Annotated in this window: 15 protein-coding genes and 1 pseudogene; 14 read left to right on the top strand and 2 right to left on the bottom strand. The window is 47.7% G+C overall.

The genetic code is table 11. From position 1 onward, the window contains the following. Nucleotides 1-99: 99 nt before the first annotated feature. From hutU to M3191_RS02505, 3 genes are all read left to right on the top strand, one after another. Nucleotides 100-1,773 (top strand): urocanate hydratase, encoded by a 1,674-nt coding sequence (gene hutU / locus M3191_RS02515; RefSeq protein WP_251697866.1) that lies wholly within the window; start codon nucleotides 100-102, stop codon nucleotides 1,771-1,773. After that, a complete protein-coding gene (hutI, locus tag M3191_RS02510) occupies nucleotides 1,770-3,023 on the top strand; it encodes an imidazolonepropionase (protein WP_251697865.1) in 1,254 nt (417 codons plus the stop codon). Before hutU ends, hutI begins: the two co-directional genes overlap by 4 nt. 90 nt (nucleotides 3,024-3,113) lie before the next feature. Continuing rightward, a complete protein-coding gene (locus M3191_RS02505) occupies nucleotides 3,114-4,433 on the top strand; it encodes a YjiH family protein (protein ID WP_251697864.1) in 1,320 nt (439 codons plus the stop codon). A gap of 354 nt (nucleotides 4,434-4,787) precedes the next feature. Here the strand turns inward: M3191_RS02505 and M3191_RS02500 are convergent, their stop codons facing one another. Continuing rightward, entirely contained in the window at nucleotides 4,788-5,585 is a 798-nt protein-coding gene (locus M3191_RS02500) for a TIGR00266 family protein (RefSeq protein WP_251697863.1), read from the bottom strand. Between the two features lie 59 nt (nucleotides 5,586-5,644). Then, nucleotides 5,645-6,529, bottom strand: a complete 885-nt coding sequence (locus tag M3191_RS02495) for a TetR/AcrR family transcriptional regulator (protein WP_251697862.1) — start codon at nucleotides 6,527-6,529, stop codon at nucleotides 5,645-5,647. Nucleotides 6,530-6,740: 211 nt separating this feature from the next. On the opposite strand from M3191_RS02495, the gene M3191_RS02490 reads away from it, so the two are divergent. The 11 genes and pseudogenes from M3191_RS02490 to M3191_RS02445 all read left to right on the top strand — a co-directional run bounded on the left by M3191_RS02490 (nucleotide 6,741) and on the right by M3191_RS02445 (nucleotide 18,712). Continuing rightward, nucleotides 6,741-8,258, top strand: coding sequence for a DHA2 family efflux MFS transporter permease subunit (locus M3191_RS02490; protein ID WP_251698072.1), 1,518 nt, complete (start codon nucleotides 6,741-6,743; stop codon nucleotides 8,256-8,258). A 48-nt stretch (nucleotides 8,259-8,306) separates the two neighbouring features. After that, nucleotides 8,307-9,347 (top strand): YecA family protein, encoded by a 1,041-nt coding sequence (locus tag M3191_RS02485; protein ID WP_251697861.1) that lies wholly within the window; start codon nucleotides 8,307-8,309, stop codon nucleotides 9,345-9,347. Between the two features lie 137 nt (nucleotides 9,348-9,484). Next, nucleotides 9,485-10,963 (top strand): aldehyde dehydrogenase family protein, encoded by a 1,479-nt coding sequence (locus M3191_RS02480; RefSeq protein WP_251697860.1) that lies wholly within the window; start codon nucleotides 9,485-9,487, stop codon nucleotides 10,961-10,963. 34 nt (nucleotides 10,964-10,997) lie between these two features. Then, nucleotides 10,998-12,164: a saccharopine dehydrogenase family protein gene (locus M3191_RS02475; RefSeq protein WP_251697859.1), complete on the top strand. Its 1,167-nt coding sequence runs from the start codon at nucleotides 10,998-11,000 to the stop codon at nucleotides 12,162-12,164. 28 nt (nucleotides 12,165-12,192) lie between these two features. Beyond that, nucleotides 12,193-13,383, top strand: a complete 1,191-nt coding sequence (locus M3191_RS02470; RefSeq protein WP_251697858.1) for an acyl-CoA dehydrogenase family protein — start codon at nucleotides 12,193-12,195, stop codon at nucleotides 13,381-13,383. A 326-nt stretch (nucleotides 13,384-13,709) separates the two neighbouring features. After that, on the top strand, nucleotides 13,710-14,267 hold the full coding sequence (locus M3191_RS02465; RefSeq protein WP_251697857.1) for a lysophospholipid acyltransferase family protein: 558 nt from the start codon (nucleotides 13,710-13,712) through the stop codon (nucleotides 14,265-14,267). Nucleotides 14,268-14,351: 84 nt separating this feature from the next. Beyond that, nucleotides 14,352-15,608, top strand: a pseudogene (locus M3191_RS02460) (serpin family protein). A 70-nt stretch (nucleotides 15,609-15,678) separates the two neighbouring features. Continuing rightward, nucleotides 15,679-15,801: an RAxF-45 family protein gene (locus M3191_RS18490; protein ID WP_353056497.1), complete on the top strand. Its 123-nt coding sequence runs from the start codon at nucleotides 15,679-15,681 to the stop codon at nucleotides 15,799-15,801. A gap of 114 nt (nucleotides 15,802-15,915) precedes the next feature. Beyond that, on the top strand, nucleotides 15,916-17,748 hold the full coding sequence (gene abc-f / locus M3191_RS02455; protein ID WP_251697856.1) for a ribosomal protection-like ABC-F family protein: 1,833 nt from the start codon (nucleotides 15,916-15,918) through the stop codon (nucleotides 17,746-17,748). A 199-nt stretch (nucleotides 17,749-17,947) separates the two neighbouring features. Next, nucleotides 17,948-18,313 carry a DUF2089 domain-containing protein gene (locus M3191_RS02450; protein ID WP_251697855.1) on the top strand — a complete coding sequence of 122 codons (366 nt, stop codon included), beginning with the start codon at nucleotides 17,948-17,950 and terminating at the stop codon, nucleotides 18,311-18,313. Nucleotides 18,314-18,325: 12 nt separating this feature from the next. Then, complete coding sequence (locus tag M3191_RS02445; RefSeq protein WP_251697854.1) at nucleotides 18,326-18,712, top strand: SHOCT-like domain-containing protein; 387 nt, start codon at nucleotides 18,326-18,328, stop codon at nucleotides 18,710-18,712. Nucleotides 18,713-18,718: the final 6 nt, after the last annotated feature.

Below are 18,718 nucleotides of genomic sequence, written 5' to 3'. Positions count from 1 at the left end.
CTCTGATTGTAAACAAAGTATAATATTGCAATTAATTCATAAACAATTAACTGAACTTTCCTTATAGAATGATAGTAACGAAAGGGAGGTTATCAGAAAATGAAAGCGGATACAGTGGAGAAGGTAGTTCAATATAGAGGTACGGAATTGAATACGAAGGGATGGCAACAAGAGGCGGCGCTTCGGATGCTCATGAACAATTTGCATCCTGACGTGGCGGAGCATCCTGAGAAACTTGTTGTTTACGGGGGAATCGGGAAGGCGGCGCGTAACTGGGAGAGCTTTGACGCCATCGTCCGTTCGTTGAAGGAACTTGAGAATGATGAAACATTATTGATTCAATCAGGTAAACCGGTTGCAATCTTTAAATCACATACAGATGCACCTCGCGTATTGATTGCCAACTCGAATATCGTTCCGGCTTACGCCAATTGGGACACATTCCATGAGCTCGACAAGAAGGGCTTGATGATGTACGGACAAATGACGGCCGGCAGCTGGATCTATATCGGGTCTCAGGGGATTGTCCAAGGGACGTACGAGACATTTGCAGAGCTTGCGAAGCAGCATTTCGGGGAGTCATTGAAAGGAACGATTACGTTGACGGCAGGGCTCGGCGGCATGGGTGGTGCGCAGCCACTGGCAGTCACGATGGCAGGCGGCGTCTGCATCGGTATCGAAGTCGATGAAACACGGATTGATCGCCGTATTGAAACGCGTTATACAGATGTGAAGACAGAATCTCTAGATGAAGCGATCCGTCGTGCGGAAGAAGCGAAGGCTGAAGGGAAGGCGTTGTCGATCGGTCTTCTCGGGAATGCGGCGGATGTATTGCCTGAAATGATTGCGCGCGGATTCAATCCGGATGTACTTACAGACCAGACGTCTGCGCATGACCCGTTGAATGGCTATATTCCATCCGGCATGTCGCTTGAAGAGGCGGCGGAGCTACGCGCTTCGAATCCTGATGAATATGTAAAACGGTCGAAAGCTTCCATGGCGAAGCATGTTTCTGCAATGGTCGAGATGATGGATAAAGGCGCCATCACGTTCGACTATGGAAACAATATCCGTCAAGTGGCGAAGGACGAGGGCGTTGAGCGCGCATTCGATTTCCCTGGATTCGTACCCGCTTATATCCGTCCGCAGTTCTGTGAAGGGAAAGGGCCTTTCCGCTGGGTGGCGCTATCAGGGGATCCGGAAGATATCCGGAAGACGGATGAGGTCATTTTACGTGAATTCAGCTACAATACGCATCTTTGCAACTGGATCAAAATGGCGCAGGAGAAAATCCAGTTCCAAGGATTGCCTTCAAGAATTTGCTGGCTTGGGTATGGTGAGCGTGCGCGCTTCGGGAAGATCATCAACGACATGGTCGCAAGCGGTGAATTAAGTGCGCCGATCGTCATCGGACGTGACCACCTCGATTCAGGTTCAGTCGCTTCCCCGAACCGTGAGACGGAAGCGATGAAGGATGGCTCGGATGTTGTTTCCGACTGGCCGATTTTGAACGCGATGATCAACGCGGTCGGCGGGGCAACTTGGGTATCTGTCCATCATGGTGGCGGCGTTGGCATGGGGTATTCCCAACACGCGGGTATGGTCATTGTCGCGGACGGAACGAAGGAAGCGGAAGCGCGGCTTGAACGTGTCTTGACATCGGACCCTGGAATGGGTATCGCGCGCCACGTCGACGCGGGCTACGATCTCGCCATTCAAACGGCGAAGGAAAAAGGGGTTAACATCCCAATGATGGAAGGTGGAAATCTTTGAAACCAATCTGGATCAAACATGCAGCACAACTAGCGACAATCGCGGGGGAGAATAAGCCGCGTAAGTGCAAGGAAATGTCCGAACTAGGGATTATTGAAGACGGCAGTGTGTGGATTGAAGATGGTGTCATCGCAGCCATCGGCACAACTGAGGAATTGGAGCGTCAATTCGGCGACCGTGCGTCCGAGGCGGACATTATCGATGCAACAGGACGTCTCGTCACACCGGGACTCGTCGACCCGCATACGCATGTCGTCTATGGAGGCAGTCGCGAGCGTGAATTCGAAATGAGGCTTGAAGGCGCGACATATATGGAAATCATGAACGCAGGCGGCGGAATCCACGCGACGACACGGATGACTCGTGAAGCGACGGAAGATGAACTGGTAGAGCAATCTACGCGCAGACTCGATTCATTCCTGAAGCACGGTGTAACGACTGTCGAGGGGAAAAGCGGCTATGGACTCGATTTGGAAACGGAGCTGAAGCAGCTGCGTGCTGCGAAGCGGTTGAATGAAACCCATCCGATCGACCTTGTGTCAACATTCATGGGGGCGCATGCTGTTCCGCAAGAATATAAAGGCAATGAAGATGAATATATTAATAGTATTATTAACGACATGCTTCCTGTCGTGGCAGAAGAGAAGCTTGCAATGTTCAACGATGTGTTCTGTGAAGTCGGTGTGTTCACGCCGGAACAGTCGGAGCGTATTTTGGAGGCCGGGAAGAAACTTGGGTTAATTCCAAAAATCCATGCGGACGAAATCGAGTCGTATGGCGGGGCGGAGTTAGCGGCGAAAGTCGGCGCCATTTCAGCGGAGCATCTGTTGAAGGCGTCCGACGAGGGGATCAAGCAAATGGCGGAAGCTGGAGTCATTGCTTGTTTATTGCCGGCAACCGCTTTGTACTTACGCGAAGATGCTGCAAAAGGGCGTCAAATGATTGATGAAGGGGTTGCTGTCGCCATTTCGACAGACTGCAACCCAGGCTCTTCACCAACGACTTCGATGCCGCTCGTCATGAACTTGGCGTGCATTTCGATGAGGCTCACTCCGGCGGAAGCGCTTGTCGCGGCAACGATGAATGCCGCTTGCGCCATCCGGATGGAGGACAAAGTCGGTTCGCTCGAAGTCGGCAAGCAAGGGGACGTCGTCATGTGGAATATTTCGAACTACCAGGAGTTGCAGTATTTATTCGGCGTGAACCATGTGGATAAGGTTTGGAAAAAGGGAGAAATGGTCGTAGGGTAAGGACTTGCCGTGAATGAACAATGTAACGCTTCATTCACGGCTTTCATTTATTTAGATTTGACAGAATATTGGGGGAAGGGTGGAAGAGGTATGGCACAAGTGGGGGAGAAAGTTACTACGCGATCGAATCCAGGTATGTGGAAGTTTTTCGTCTTCAGCGCAATCGGTGCATTCATGTTTTTCGTTCCGGTCACGATCGGTGAAAAGAATTCGATCATGCTCGATCATATCGTCACATGGATTCAAACGCATTTCGGAGGGGCTTTACCGTATTATGCATTGGTCGTCATTCTAGCCGGAGCAGTGTATCCGTTCGTTTCAGGTACGTGGAAAAAATCGACCGTCAATATGGTCTTTTCATATTTCAAGGTAATCGGCTTGGTCGTCGGCATCATGCTCGTCTTCAAGGTCGGGCCGGCATGGCTTTTTGACCCAAGCATGGGGCCGTTCCTATTGAATAAGTTAGTCATACCTGTAGGATTGTTGGTTCCAATTGGTGCGGTGTTCCTTGCTTTGTTAGTCGGGTATGGCCTGTTGGAATTTGTCGGTGTTTTAGTGCAGCCGATCATGCGTCCGATTTGGAAGACACCAGGCAGGTCTGCGATTGATGCCGTCGCTTCATTCGTTGGCTCGTATTCGTTGGGGCTTTTAATCACAAACCGTGTGTATAAGGAAGGGAAATATACAGCGAAGGAAGCAGCCATCATTGCGACAGGATTCTCGACAGTTTCCGCAACATTCATGGTCGTCGTCGCCAAGACGCTCGACTTGATGAGCATGTGGAATATGTATTTCTGGACGACGTTGGTTGTCACTTTTATTGTTACAGCTATCACTGTCCACTTATGGCCGTTGCGTTCAATCAAGAACGAGTATTACGAAGGCTCAACGCCGCAGCCGGAAGTGAAGCCGGAAGGGAAGCGCTTCGCAGCGGCCTGGAATGAAGCGATGGAAACTGTGTCGAAAGCGCCGACGTTCGCGCAAAATATTGTGGCGAACGTAAAGGATGGATTATTGATGGCAATGGCGATTCTGCCTTCCATCTTGTCGATCGGTCTGTTAGGACTCGTCTTGGCAGAGTTTACGCCTGTTTTCGACTGGCTCGGCTACATCTTCTATCCGTTCACATGGGCGTTGCAATTGCCGGAGCCGATGCTCGTCGCAAAAGCGAGTGCGCTCGGCATCGCGGAAATGTTCCTGCCGGCGCTGCTAGTCGTGGAATCGGCATTGGTCGTCAAGTTCGTCATTGCGGTCGTATCGGTTTCATCGATCATCTTCTTCTCGGCGGTCGTGCCGTGTATCGTTTCGACGGAAATTCCGATCTCCATTCCGCAGCTTATTGCGATCTGGGTACAGCGAGTCATCTTGACAATCATTATTGTGACGCCAATTGCGTATTTATTGCTATAGGTGAGGATTGAGACACCCGGGGAGCCCGGGTGTCTTTTTATCGATCAATTTCCATGGATTATCGGTCAGTTCCAAGAAGTTATCGGTCAGTTGAAACAAGTTATCGGTCATTTTCACAAAGTTATCGTCATTTCGGGACTATCGACTTACTTGAAAGTAGAGTAATACGACATCCGTTATGAGTGGGAAAGGCAATTTATGCGCATCTGGGAGCGTTTATGCGTCGATTTATGAATTTATGCACGTCTAGCAGCGTTTATGCGTCGATTTCGCGATTTATGCGTTTTTATAGAAGTTTATGCGTTTTTTGCACAATAAAAAACCGGAACGCCGCAGCGTTCCGGTTTTACTCATTCATTTTCCGCCTAGCATATTGAACAATCCACCTGCGATGCTCCCTTCATCACGTGAGCCTCCGCCTGGAGTTTGTGGTGCAGCTGCGAAGACACGGCTTGCGAGTCTGGAGAATGGCAGTGATTGGACCCAGACCTTTCCTGGTCCTCTCAGCGTGGCAAAGAACAATCCTTCGCCCCCGAACAATGCTGTTTTGACGCCTTTTACCATTTCGATATTATAGTTGACGTCCTGCGTCATGGCGACGAGGCAACCTGTATCGACGCGCAGCGTTTCGCCAGGAGAAAGGGTCTTCTCGATGATCGTTCCACCGGCATGGACGAAAGCCATGCCGTCCCCTTCAAGCTTCTGCATGATGAATCCTTCGCCGCCGAAAAAGCCGACGCCAAGTTTCCTTTGGAATTCAACCCCGACAGAAACCCCTTTTGCTGCAGCTAAAAATGCATCCTTCTGACAGACGATCTTGCCGTTGTATTGGCTTAAATCCATCGGGATGATTTTCCCCGGATAGGGTGCTGCGAAAGAGGCGTGCTTTTTGCCTGATCCCACGTTCGTGAATGTCGTCATGAATAGACTTTCTCCTGTAATCAGGCGTTTTCCTGCTCCCATCAACTTGCCCATTATGCCTCCGCCGGAATTTCCTGAGCCATCACCGAAAATTGTCTCCATTTCGATTCCGTCTTCCATCATCATCAATGAACCTGCTTCTGCGACAACTGTTTCGCCTGGATCCAATTCCACTTCTACAAATTGCATATCGTCTCCGTACAATTTGAAATCGATTTCGTGGTTGTTCATAAAATGCCCCCTAAAAGTTTAGTTGTTGATTACTTGTACGGCGGTAGGCTTCGAAAGTTTCACGAATTTGCTTTAATCGAGTCAATATATTTCCAGAGTAGGAATATGACTTCATTTACACGATCGGCAAGCATCTTGCCATTGCTATCTTCACGGAATGAACGGCCGACCGCCTCCAAAAGGGATACTCTAGGATTTTCGGCCTGCAATTCGGAGAGAAGGAAGTTTGCGTAGTCCACGCAGTTTCCAATCTGTTCCTGTTCCAATTTCTTTTTTAGAACTAGCAGATCCTCTTGGAGTTTTTCTTTCAGATCTCCAGCCGGTATTTCTAATGACGAAATTAAATGTTGTTCAAGCAGTACGTCCTTCTGTTTAATCATATCGGACATGAGCGCGTCCATCCTTCGGAACGTGAAGTGGACAAGTTTTTCAATGTCCGGGTCCTTGGATGAGCCGGCTTTCCAGAAGTGGTTCAGTTGTTGGATCATCCCGAGCGTCATGACGGAGCAGTCAAAGGCATGAGGCTTGGCTTCCTCGCCATACACGTCGACGAGGCGACCGGCAATCCATTTCAACTCGCTCAGATGGTACGCCTTCACGAAATTCCGGAGCTCCTCATCAGTGGAATAAAAAACTGCCTCGTAAATCGGAAGCAGATTCAGTTCCCGGTTCACTTGCATCCGGACTAGGATCTGCCCGGCTAATATGTCTTTATCCTTTTTATCACGCCCGACGAGAAGTTCGCGTCTTCTGATGACAGACTCGTTATGGGCATCTTCTAAAATGGCCATAAGGCATTCATTTTTGGATGTGAAATAATTATAAAATGTCCCTTTGGAAATCTTTGCTTCCTCCAAAATGTCTTGAACGGACGTAGCTGTAAATCCTTTATCAATAAATAGTTTTTTAGCTAATAGCATGACTTGGCGTTTACGTTCGTTCATTTCTATCACCCTTTGTTTTTTAAATTTGTACTGTGAGTCTAAAATAATTTTACCATGCTCGCTACTGATTTGTCAGTGTTGAGAACTATTTTTTATTGAAAACGGTTTCTATATTTGCTTATTTTGGACTGACGGTATAAAATATGAAAATGTGTAAAGATAGAGATTGAATTTGAATGGGGGTCTTCATTTGGAAATAGATATAAAGAAGATGCACGAAAAGCCTCCTTATGGAATGATAGCGATTTTATTCTTCGGGGCATTCGTAGCAATCTTGAACAATACATTATTGAATATTGCGTTGCCGGTCATTATGAATGAGTTTCAGGTGAAACCTTCAGCCGTCCAATGGCTGACGACCGGTTATATGCTTGTGAACGGGATCATGATTCCGGCAAGTGCTTTCTTTGTCCAGAAATTTACGAACCGCCGGCTGTTTTTAACGGCGATGACGTTGTTCACGATCGGGACGGCTCTTGCCATCTTTGCACCGACCTTCGGAATGCTCGTCGGGGCACGTATGATCCAGGCTTCGGGTTCCGCTTTGATGATGCCGTTATTGATGAACGTCATGCTTGTTGCCTTCCCGATCGAGAAGAGGGGAGCGGCAATGGGGATGTTCGGGCTTGTCATGTTCACGGCGCCTGCCATCGGGCCTACATTGTCAGGTTGGATTGTCGAGCATTATTCATGGCGCACGCTTTTTGAAATCGTGTTGCCGTTTGCGATTCTGACAATCGTTTTTGCGCTCTGGAAGCTTAAAAATATCACGCCGAATACAGCGGTGAAGTTGGACGTCTTCTCCCTCGTTTTATCGACAATCGGTTTCGGCGGACTGTTATACGGATTCAGCTCGGCCGGGGGAGAAAAAGGATGGGGTGATCCGCTCGTTTATGGAACGATTGCCATCGGTGCGGTATCACTAATCGCATTCATCATCCGCCAATTGCGGATGGACGTTCCGATGCTGGACTTCAGAATTTATAAATACCCGATGTTTGCACTTGCATCCGTCATTTCCATTGTGTTGTCGGTGGCGATGTTTTCCGGGATGATCCTGACGCCGCTTTATGTTCAGGAAGTGCGCGGAATTTCACCGTTTGAAGCGGGAATCTTGATGCTTCCGGGCGCGGTGCTAATGGGGATCATGTCGCCGATCACTGGCCGCCTATTCGATAAATACGGTGCGCGAGTCCTTGCGATCACCGGACTTTTGATCACTGTTATTACGACGTTTTATTTGAGTAGACTTGAATTGGATTCAGGATATTACTACTTGATGACTCTATATACAGTTCGGATGTTCGGTATGTCGATGGTCATGATGCCGATCATGACGAACGGCTTGAACCAGCTTCCGATGAAATCAAACCCTCACGGCACGGCGATGAATAATACATTGCAGCAAGTGTCCGGGGCGATCGGTTCCGCGATATTGCTTACAATCATGACGAAGCGGATGGAGAAATCGGGAGAAGCCCTTTTTGACAATGCAGTGGCAAGCGGAAATATCCCGACCGATAAAGGCGGGATGGCAGCGATGGAGCATGCAATCGGCTTGAAGGCGATGCTAGATGGCATCAATTATTCTTTCTTGATTGCCACCTTCATTTCCGTTGCCGCATTGATCCTCACTCTCTTTGTGAAAAGGGTCCGTCCTCCGAAGTATGAAGAAAAGGAATCACCGGCTGAGAGTGATTCGATAGAAACAAAGACGGTACAGGAATAGTCTCCTGCACCGTCTTTTGCTATAGTTAAGTAGAAAGGTGTGAGCGGAATGATTGGAAGGAATGCTCCTTGTCCGTGTGGAAGCGGGAAGAAATATAAAAGATGCTGCTCTTTGAAGTCCGAGATTTCAAATGAGCAGTTGGTTGATGATGAGCTGAGGCGGATCGTCTCCGACTATTTCGAAAACGCAATCAGTCTCCCCGCTGAATTCGCAGAATATGACCGCTATGAAAGGGAATGGCGCTCCGGTCTCGGCAGATTTTTCAGCAGTAAAGAGATTGAACAGGTGACAGGGGAATATTATTTGTTCATCGCTCGGCTCGACTTATGGAGAAGGCATGTGCTGAAGGAGTTGAGTGGCACAGTACGGTCGGATACCCGGCGGCTTCTAGAGCATTGGAATGACCCTGTCGTTTTGCTTGGGAAAGTGAACGGAATTTCCGAAAAAACGGTGACTGTGAATCAGATCTTGGATAATGATACATACATACTACCGTTGTCCCCTAGCAAGGAATTAATGGAAGGGGATATTTTATTCGGTATCGCCTTGTACGATGATCGGAAACCCCCAGCGAATACCTATTTGCTCAACGGTTTATACCGTGTAGCCGATCAGTCCGGTTCCGTCCAGCGGCAGGTCATGGAATTGGCGGAATCTGAAGGATTCGCGGACTACATTGATTTCTATAATGAACATATGATGGATGTCTATAAACTTTTGCTATCGCGTGTACACGAGCCTCATTCCGAGGACCTGGCAGTACCGGAAGTTGAAAAATCCATGACGGAACCCCAACTAGAAGTGTTGGAAATTGCTTTGGCGAAACTGGGTGAATTTAACGTCAAGGACCCGTTGAAAGATTTGGTGAAACTCGTTTTTGCGATTTTTTGCCTTCAAGAGGAACCAATCATACGTAAGCCGGAAGTTCTCGCTGCCTCCCTCTTTAAAACGGCTCACGAAGCCGGGATAATGGGAGATGCCGAATTTACACAGACGGACGTTGCGAAACTGTTCGGCGTATCCGTTTCGGCCATGATGAAAAATGTCGAAACATTAAAGTCCTACATCGCGGAAGCGCTCCAAAAATGAATGATCCCGTACAGGTGATGCCCTGTACGGGATTTTATTTTTCATTCCGAAAAGAAGGGATTCGAAAGGATAATGTCGAAATAAATAGACTGTAAGCGGTTGCAAAAAAGTTCGTGTTGGAAAGGGGAAATGAAGACATGCAATTGAACAACTTTATCGGAGGTTCCTGGCAGGATAGCGGGGGAGCGAACTTTACGGCTGTCACGAATCCGTCGAATGGGGAAGAGTTGGCGCAAGTACGGTTATCGACAAGTGAAGACGTAGATCTGGCTGTGAAGGCGGCGAAGGAAGCGCAGAAAAAATGGGCGCTTGTTCCTGCACCGAAGCGGGCGGATTACTTATATGCAATCGGCAATCTCATGAAGGAACGAAAAGAGCATTTGGCGCAAGTGTTAACGAAGGAAATGGGGAAAGTGATCGAGGAAGGCCGCGGGGAAGTGCAGGAAGGGATCGACATGGCGTTCTATATGGCCGGGGAAGGGCGCAGGCTGTTTGGGGAAACGGTTCCGTCCGAGCTGCAGGATAAATTCGCGATGAGCGTCCGGGCACCAATCGGGGTCGTCGGTTTGATCACGCCGTGGAACTTCCCGGTGGCGATTGCAGCGTGGAAGTCATTTCCGGCAATGGTTGCAGGGAACACATTTGTTTGGAAGCCGGCTACTGAAACGCCGATGATGGCGTATGAAATGGCGAAGATTTTCGAGGAGGTCGGAATTCCTGCCGGAGTCGCCAATATCGTGTTCGGCTCGGGATCTGAAGTTGGAACAGCAATGATCGAGCATCCGGATGTCCGAGTCATTTCATTCACGGGATCGACGGAAACGGGACGCCATGTCGCGGAAACAGGCGGTCGTCACTTGAAGAAAGTGTCCCTTGAAATGGGCGGGAAAAATGCCGTCATCGTCATGGATGATGCAGATATCGACCTAGCTGTGGAGGGGATTCTATGGAGTGCGTTCGGAACGGCTGGCCAACGCTGCACCGCATGTAGCCGGGTCATCGTGCATAAAGATGTTAAGGAAGAGTTGGAAACGAAATTATTGGCATCGATGAAGCATCTGACAATCGGGGATGGCTTGGACGAGTCCGTAAAAATCGGACCGGTCATCAACGGAAAGGCATTGGAGAAAATTCAAAGCTATGTTGAAATCGGAAAAGAAGAAGGCGCGAAACTGTTGGCTGGGGGAAGTGTGCTGACGGATGGCGACATGGCGAAAGGACATTATTTCGAACCGACATTGTTCACGGACGTGAAATGGGATAGCCGTTTGGCGCAGGAGGAAATCTTCGGACCTGTTGTATCTCTAATTGAAGTAGGAAGCCTCGACGAAGCGATTGAAGTGAACAACAGCGTCGTTTATGGCTTGTCAAGTTCCATCTTTTCGCGGGATGTGAATAAAGTATTCCGGGCTCAACGGGATCTTGACACAGGAATTGTCTACGTCAATGCAGGAACGACGGGAGCGGAAATCCATCTTCCATTCGGAGGTACGAAGGGAACAGGCAATGGCCACCGAGATTCCGGCGTCGCGGCGCTTGATGTGTTCACGGAGTGGAAGAGTATTTACGTCGATTTCAGCGGAAAACTGCAACGGGCACAAATCGACACGGAGTAAAGTGAAGTAATTTCGGAATGAAGGGGATGTTCACATGAAAGTGGTTGTATTAGGCGCGGGCTTAATGGGGAAAGAGGCAGTTCGGGATCTTGTGAAAAGCGATGAAGTGACGAAAGTGTATTTGGCGGATTTGAACTTACAGGCAGCGGAGGATTTCGCGAAGCAGCTCATGTCCGACAAACTGGACCTCTTGCAGCTCGACGCTACAAATGATCTTCAATTGCAGGAAGTGATGGCGCTTGGGGATGTCGTCATCAATGCGCTATTCTACACATTCAATGAGAAGGTCGCGCGGATTGCAGTGGAAATAGGGGTCCATTCCATCGATCTTGGCGGACATATCGGCGGTGCGACGGATGCTGTGCTGGGATTGGCGGATAAAGCGGCGGCGAAAGGGGTTACGATCATTCCGGATCTAGGGGTGGCACCGGGAATGATCAATATCTTGACGGGCTACGGCGCGGGCAAGCTCGACAAAGTTGAAAGCATCAAGCTTTATGTAGGGGGAATTCCCGTAAAGCCGGAGCCTCCGCTTAATTACAACGTCGTGTTTTCACTCGAAGGCGTTTTCGATCATTATACAGATCCGTCCCACGTCATCCGCAATGGGCAGCTTCTAGAGGTCCCTTCATTATCAGAAGTGGAAACTATCCATTTCGATGAATTCGGTGAAATGGAGGCGTTCCATACGTCCGGCGGCACGTCAACGCTCACGAAGACGTTCCCGGATGTACAGACGCTGGAGTATAAGACGATCCGCTATAAGGGTCATGCCGAAAAGTTCCAATTGCTCGTCGACCTAGGTTTATTGTCACGTGATAATGAAGTGAAGGTCGGGGATAAGCAAGTGAAAGTCCGGGATGTCATGCGTGAACAGCTTTCGCCGCAATTGCGATTGGGCGATAAATCCGATGCTGTCCTGCTTCGAGTCATTGTGAGCGGTGAAGCGCACGGGATTCCGGCGACGTATGAGTATAACATGGTGACGAAAAAGGATTTGACGGTAAATGAAACAGCGATGGCCCGTGCGACTGCGAATACGATTTCAATCGTTGCTCAAATGATCGGGAACGGGACGATTACGAAACGCGGCGTCCATCCGCCAGAAACTATTATTCCGGGCGCTGAATACATTGAAGCGATGAAAAAACGCGGTGTCGTCATTGAGGAAACGGTAAGAACGCAAGAGGCGCATGTGTAAACGATGAGCGGGGAAGGGGTTGTGGGAATTGGATTTTGGGTTTACGGAAGAACAGCAAATGCTGCGCAAGACGGCGCGTCAATTCGTAGATGAAGAAATCATGCCGCATATCCAGCGATGGGATGCGGAGGGCGGATTCGATCCGGCCATTTGGAAGAAGCTCGCGGACTTGGGATTCATGGGTGTGTGTGTTCCTGAACAATATGGCGGGAGCGGGATGGACTATAATTCTCTCGCTATTTTATGTGAAGAGTTGGAGCGCGGGGATACAGCGTTCCGGACAGCGGTTTCCGTCCATATCGGCTTGAATTCCATGACGCTCATGCAATGGGGAACGGAAGAACAGAAGCGCGAATTTCTGATTCCGCAAGCGAAGGGTGAGAAAATCGGTGCGTTCGGATTGACGGAACCAGGCGCTGGTTCGGATGTTGCAGCGATGGCAACGACTGCGGTGCGCGATGGCGATGAATATGTCATCAACGGCCAAAAGACATGGATTTCTTTATGTGATGTCGCGGACCATTTCCTTGTCTTCGCTTACACGGATAAATCGAAGAAGCATCATGGCATCAGCGCATTCATCGTCGAGCGTACGACGCCGGGCTTTTCATCGAAGGCCATTAAAGGGAAATACGGCATCCGGGCAGGCAATACGGGAGAATTGTTCTTCGAAGACATGCGCATCCCGGCTGCGAACTTGTTAGGCAAAGAAGGCGAAGGGTTCAAAATTGCGATGTCAGCACTCGACAACGGACGCTTCACGGTGGCGGCGGGCGCAGTCGGTTTGATCATGGGCTGCCTCGAGGAAAGTGTGAAGTACTGCCACGAACGCGAAACATTCGGCAAACCGATCGGCAAGCACCAGCTCGTCCAGCAAATGCTCGCCAACATGGAAGCGGGCTACCAAATGAGCCGCCTCCTCGTCTACCGTGCAGGTGAGTTGAAGAATAAAGGACTGCGGAACACACGTGAAACGTCCCTGGCGAAATGGCAAGCGTGCGATTTCGCGAATAAAGCAGCGGACGATGCATTCCAAATCCACGGCGCCTACGGTTATTCGGATGAATACCCGGTCGCCCGCTTCCTGCGCAACTCGAAAGCGCCGGTCATTTATGAGGGGACGCGTGAAATCCATACGATCATGCAGGCGGAGTATGTATTAGGCTATAGGGAAGACAAAAAGTTGAGCCATATGCTGCCGGAATGGCCGTTTGACTAATTAGGTAAGGGAAAACGCCAAGAGCCTCAGCGCTATTGGCGTTTCTTTACGGATTGCCCGCCGTTTATGAGTATTTGTCGCATTTTTTGAGCGCGTTTCGCGATTTATGATCACTTGTTGGGATTTATGAGCGCGTTTCGCGATTTATGATCATTTGTTGTGTTTTATGAGCGCGTTTTGTGATTTATGATCACTTGTCGTGATTTATGAGCGCGTTTCGTGATTTATGATCACTTGTTGTGTTTTATGAGCGCGACTCGCGATTTATGATCACTTCCCCGGGTTTATGAGCAATCTTTTATATTTGATGATAATCGGAGGATGAAATGTATAAATTAACAGCTGCAGTGGCGAAAATCTTCTTTTTCTTCATTGCCAAAATCGAATTGAAGAATACACAAAAGCTGCCTGCTAGTGGGGGATATGTAATTACGTGTGCACATCGAGGTTGGTTGGAGATTATTGCGCTTGGCATTTCAATGCCTCGCCCAATCCACTTTATGGCGAAGAAGGAGCTTTTTAAAAGGAAGATGTTTGCCTCATTCTTAACGAGCATTAAAGCTTTTCCTGTTGATCGTGAAAATCCGTCACCGAGCAGCATTAAAATACCTGTAAAACTTCTGAAATCTGGAGAGGTCGTTGGGATATTTCCTAGCGGAACGAGAAAGACTGAGAACGCGCCGGTAAAACGAGGAGCCATCACGATTGCCGCTTTGGCCAAAGTGCCGATTGTACCGGTTACATATGAAGGTCCGTCAAATCTAAAAGATGCATGGAAAAACAGAAGGGCAACGATTACAATTGGCGATCCATTCATGATTGAAAATGCTAGTAAGGAAGAAATCAGCACTTATACAGAGAGATTAGAACGTGAACTCAATTGATTGACCGGAAGTAATGAAATGGGAGTGTGTTTATGCTAGGGTCATGTAACTTTTTCCATCTGCAAGAAGTCTACGTGTACAAGGATGGTGAATGATGTGAAACAGAAAATTACCGCTTCTCTTGTCGGAATGAGCCTTATGCTGTCTATGGCCGGGTGTGGAACGTCGAATGAAGGTAATCTTCAAATTGCGGAAGGTGTCGAATTTGGTGAAAGAGATTACGAAAAGATTGTTTCTCCAAACAATGAGTTAGGATTCAAATTACTTAAGGAAATCGAAACGGATGATAACGGAAATCTCTTCATTTCCCCGACGAGTCTATTGATGGCCCTGGCGATGGTCTATAACGGCGCAGACGGTGTAACGAAGGAAGGAATCGCAGACGCCATGCAAGCGGAAGGGATAGATCTGATGGATGTGAATAAAGCGAATGCATCCCTCATGACAATCTTGAATAAGAATTCCAAGGAAATCCAACTGCAAGTCGCCAATTCCATTTGGCTTAACGAAGAATATAATTTCCAGGAAGAGTTTTCTCAGCGGACGAAGGATTATTTTAATGCGGCAATAGAGGAAATCGATATCGCAAGCACAGAATCGCCGAAGAAAATCAATGATTGAGTGAAAAAGGCGACAAATGAAAAAATCGATAACATGGTCGATGGTCCATTAGACGAAAATCTTGTTGTCATGTTGCTGAATGCTATTTATTTCAAAGGCGATTGGGAATACCCATTCGATAAGAAGGATACAGATAATCGGAATTTCCAACTGGGGGATGTGGAAGAAAAAGAGATTCCTTTCATGAAGCTCGAAGAAAAACTGATGTATTTGGTCGACAACGAAATTCAGGCGGTCAAACTCCCATATGGTAAAGGAGAGATGAGCATGACCATTATCCTTCCGAATGAGCAGAAAAACTTCGATGAAATCAAAACTACGCTGTCGGCTGACAAATGGGATGAACTCAGCTCCAATTTCAGAAGCATGAGAGGAACGCTTCTACTTCCTAAGTTCAAACTGTCATACGAAACGGAGCTGAATGGCGCACTGGAAGCCCTCGGAATGGCAGATGCATTCACCGACAGGGCTGATTTCAGCAAGATGGTTGAAGGCGATGTCTCCCTAGCTATTAGCAAAGTGAAGCAAAAAACATATATCGATGTGAATGAAGAAGGAACGGAAGCGGCCGCGGTCACTGGCATACAGATGGAAGCCGCTTCTGGACCCCCGGACGCTCCTTTCGTTATGGATGTAAACCGTCCATTTTTCATTGTAATTACGGACGAGGAAACAGGAATCATCTTGTTCATGGGTTTTATCGCAAATCCTGAAATATAGAAATATTCAATTGTGCAAATGAAGTATCCGTGCTAAACTATTCTTACTATTAATCGGACGGAGGTGAGGAATGATGTTGGACACTGTGTATGCACATGAAAGTTTATTGGAATATTTAGCCACTTCATGTGCGATTACTCATGAAATTGCGCCTAACGGGATACGTATGCCCTTTTTTAGACAATTTCAGTAATCACACAGCTGTTTAGCACATCATTCCTTACACTATTTTTAAGGAAGGCTGCGTCTAAGCGCAGTCTTTTTTGTGCTTTCCTAAGCTGTTAAATCAGAGAGGAAGCGGAAAATCATGATATGTACAATACAACAAGTAAGCAAAATGTTAGGTGGCAACACCATTTTTGAAGAGCTTTCATTAGAAATTAAAACAGGCGACAAGCTAGGCGTCGTGGGACGGAACGGAAGCGGGAAGACGACATTATTCAAGCTCATTGCAGCTGTTGAGCAACCGGATGCTGGACGCATCCATTATAAGAAGGAATCCAAAATCGGGTACTTATCGCAAATCCCTTCATTTGAACATTCGATGACCGGATATGACGTGCTCCATAGCGCATTCGAAAAACTACGAACCATTCAACAGCAGTTGTCCGAAATGGAAATGGAATTATCGAACCCGGATACAGTAGACATGGAGCGTCTGCTTCTTCGATACGGTCAATTACAGGATGAGTTTGTCCGGCGTGATGGCTACGCAATGGATTCAGAAATCGAAAAGATTATCAACGGTCTTCAATTGCAATCGTTTGTCGAACAGGACTTCACCGAGATGAGCGGCGGGGAACAGACGAAAATCATGTTAGGAAAACTTCTGCTCTCTCAACCGGACTTGCTACTTCTTGATGAACCGACGAATCACTTGGATTTATTCGCAGTTGAATGGCTGGAGGACTATTTGACGGACTATACGGGAACGGTTGTCATCATTTCGCATGACCGCTACTTCCTCGATAACGTCGTGACAAAGATTGCAGACCTTGAAGATGGGGAGCTGAACCTGTATTACGGCAATTACAGTGCATTTGTACAGGAAAAAGAAGAGCGCCTCCTGCGGGAATTTCAAGACTATGAAGAGCAGCAGAAGAAGATCAAGAAAATGAAAGAAGCGATCAAGCGGCTGCGCATATGGGCGAATGAAGCGAATCCGCCGAATGCTGGATTGCATCGGCAAGCGAGGAATATGGAGCGTGCGCTGGAACGGATGGAGAAGCTTCGGAAGCCGTTGATCGATCCGCGGAAAATGGCATTGTCCTTTGAAGCGGCGACGAGAAGCGGCAAGGAAGTCGTCATTATGAAAGACGCTGCGAAAACTTTCGGTTCCAATGAATTATTGCGTGGCGCCGACTTACAAGTATATTGGAAGGACCGTGCCGCGATTGTCGGAAGGAATGGAAGCGGGAAATCGACGGTCTTGAAGATGCTTCTAGGTGAACTTGCTCCTGACGAGGGAGTATGCAAACTGGGGAGCAGTGTGAAAGTGGGCTTCCTCTCGCAACATTTTGCCATCGAGAATCCGAAAGCCCGACTGCTCGATGTCTTTCGGAAAGAGGTCGGCGTAGAGGAAGGCGAAGCACGTCATATACTCGCGAAATTCATGTTTTACGGTCCGGACGTGTTCAAAAGGATCGGAGACTTGAGTGGCGGCGAACGTACAAGACTGCGGCTTGCACAGCTGATGCATCAGGACGTGAACTTCCTCGTTTTGGACGAACCGACGAATCATTTGGACATCGAGTCGCGTGAAGTACTCGAAGATGCATTAGAGGATTTTCCAGGAACGCTACTCGCCGTTTCGCATGACCGGTATTTCTTGAATAAATTATTTTCCCGTACGGCATGGCTTGATGACGGAAAGATGACGATGTTCGAAGGTCCTTTCGATTGGGCGAGGCAGAAATGGCATGAGCGGCAACAAACGCAAGTCATCGAACTACCAAAGAAAAAGACTGTCGACAAAAAGAGGAAAACGAAACAGGGATCAAGCGTGGAAGAAGAAATCACTGCGCTGGAACTCCAAATTGAGCGATTGAAATTAGCGAATGAAACTGAAGAGGAAATTAAATTACTACAGAACAAACTGGATGCCTATTATGAACAATGGTTAATTGAAAATGGATCATAAATAAAGTCTTACCAATACAAAAGGTGAAAGGTTCAAAATCCTTTCACCTTTTCACTTTTGAAAAATTACTTACATAAATTAAGATAGTTAATTTGGTAATTAATATTGTTAATATGTGAATTAAAATTTTTAATATAATGCTTGCTATTTCAAAATGAATGGGATATGATGGATTTACGAAAGGGGAATTCAGATAATTATGGCATATCCCGTTATTAGTCATTGCCCTGTCTGCGATGAAACGCTGAAAATCACGAAGCTGCATTGCAACCGATGCCATACGACCATCGAAAATGAGTTTGAGCTGTCCAAGTTGGCGGCATTGTCGGGGGAACAGCTCCATTTCGTTGAAGTGTTTTTGGCGTGCAGGGGGAATATTAAAGAAGTTGAAAAGGAACTCGGAATTTCGTATCCGACTGTCCGAGGCAAACTGAATGAAGTTGTCAGTTCACTCGGATATGAGGTAAAGAAGAAGAGTGAGGTGGACGAGAAAAAAGTAGTCGCCATGTTGGAGAGCGGAGAAATCACTCCGGAAGAAGCAATAAAACTGTTAAAAGATGAATAGGGGGAATTCATTGTGAAAACGGAAATTGAGAAAGTGTTGACGATGGTGCAAGAGGGGAAAGTCGATGCAGAGAAGGCATCTGAGCTTATTGAAGTGTTGAAAAACAGGGATTCGGGGAGTGGGCCGTCATCCAAGCGGACTGCATATTCGGATAAGACATTGAAAATCCGGGTCGTATCGGCCGATAACGACAATGTTTCTGTCAATCTGCCAATCAAGCTAATCAAAGTTCTGCTGAAGGCAGGCCATAACATTGCGGGGAACATTCCACAGTCTGAGAAATACGTGAAAGACATCGATATTGATGTACTCATTGAAGCAATTGAAAATGAATTGGACGGACAAATCGTTGACGTCAAGTCGGCAGACGGCGATACAGTTTCCGTGTTCATCGAATAAATGATG

Origin of the sequence: Sporosarcina luteola, assembly GCF_023715535.1 — a bacterium.
Lineage (GTDB): Bacteria > Bacillota > Bacilli > Bacillales_A > Planococcaceae > Sporosarcina > Sporosarcina luteola_B.
This window is presented reverse-complemented; position numbering and strand designations above follow the sequence as displayed.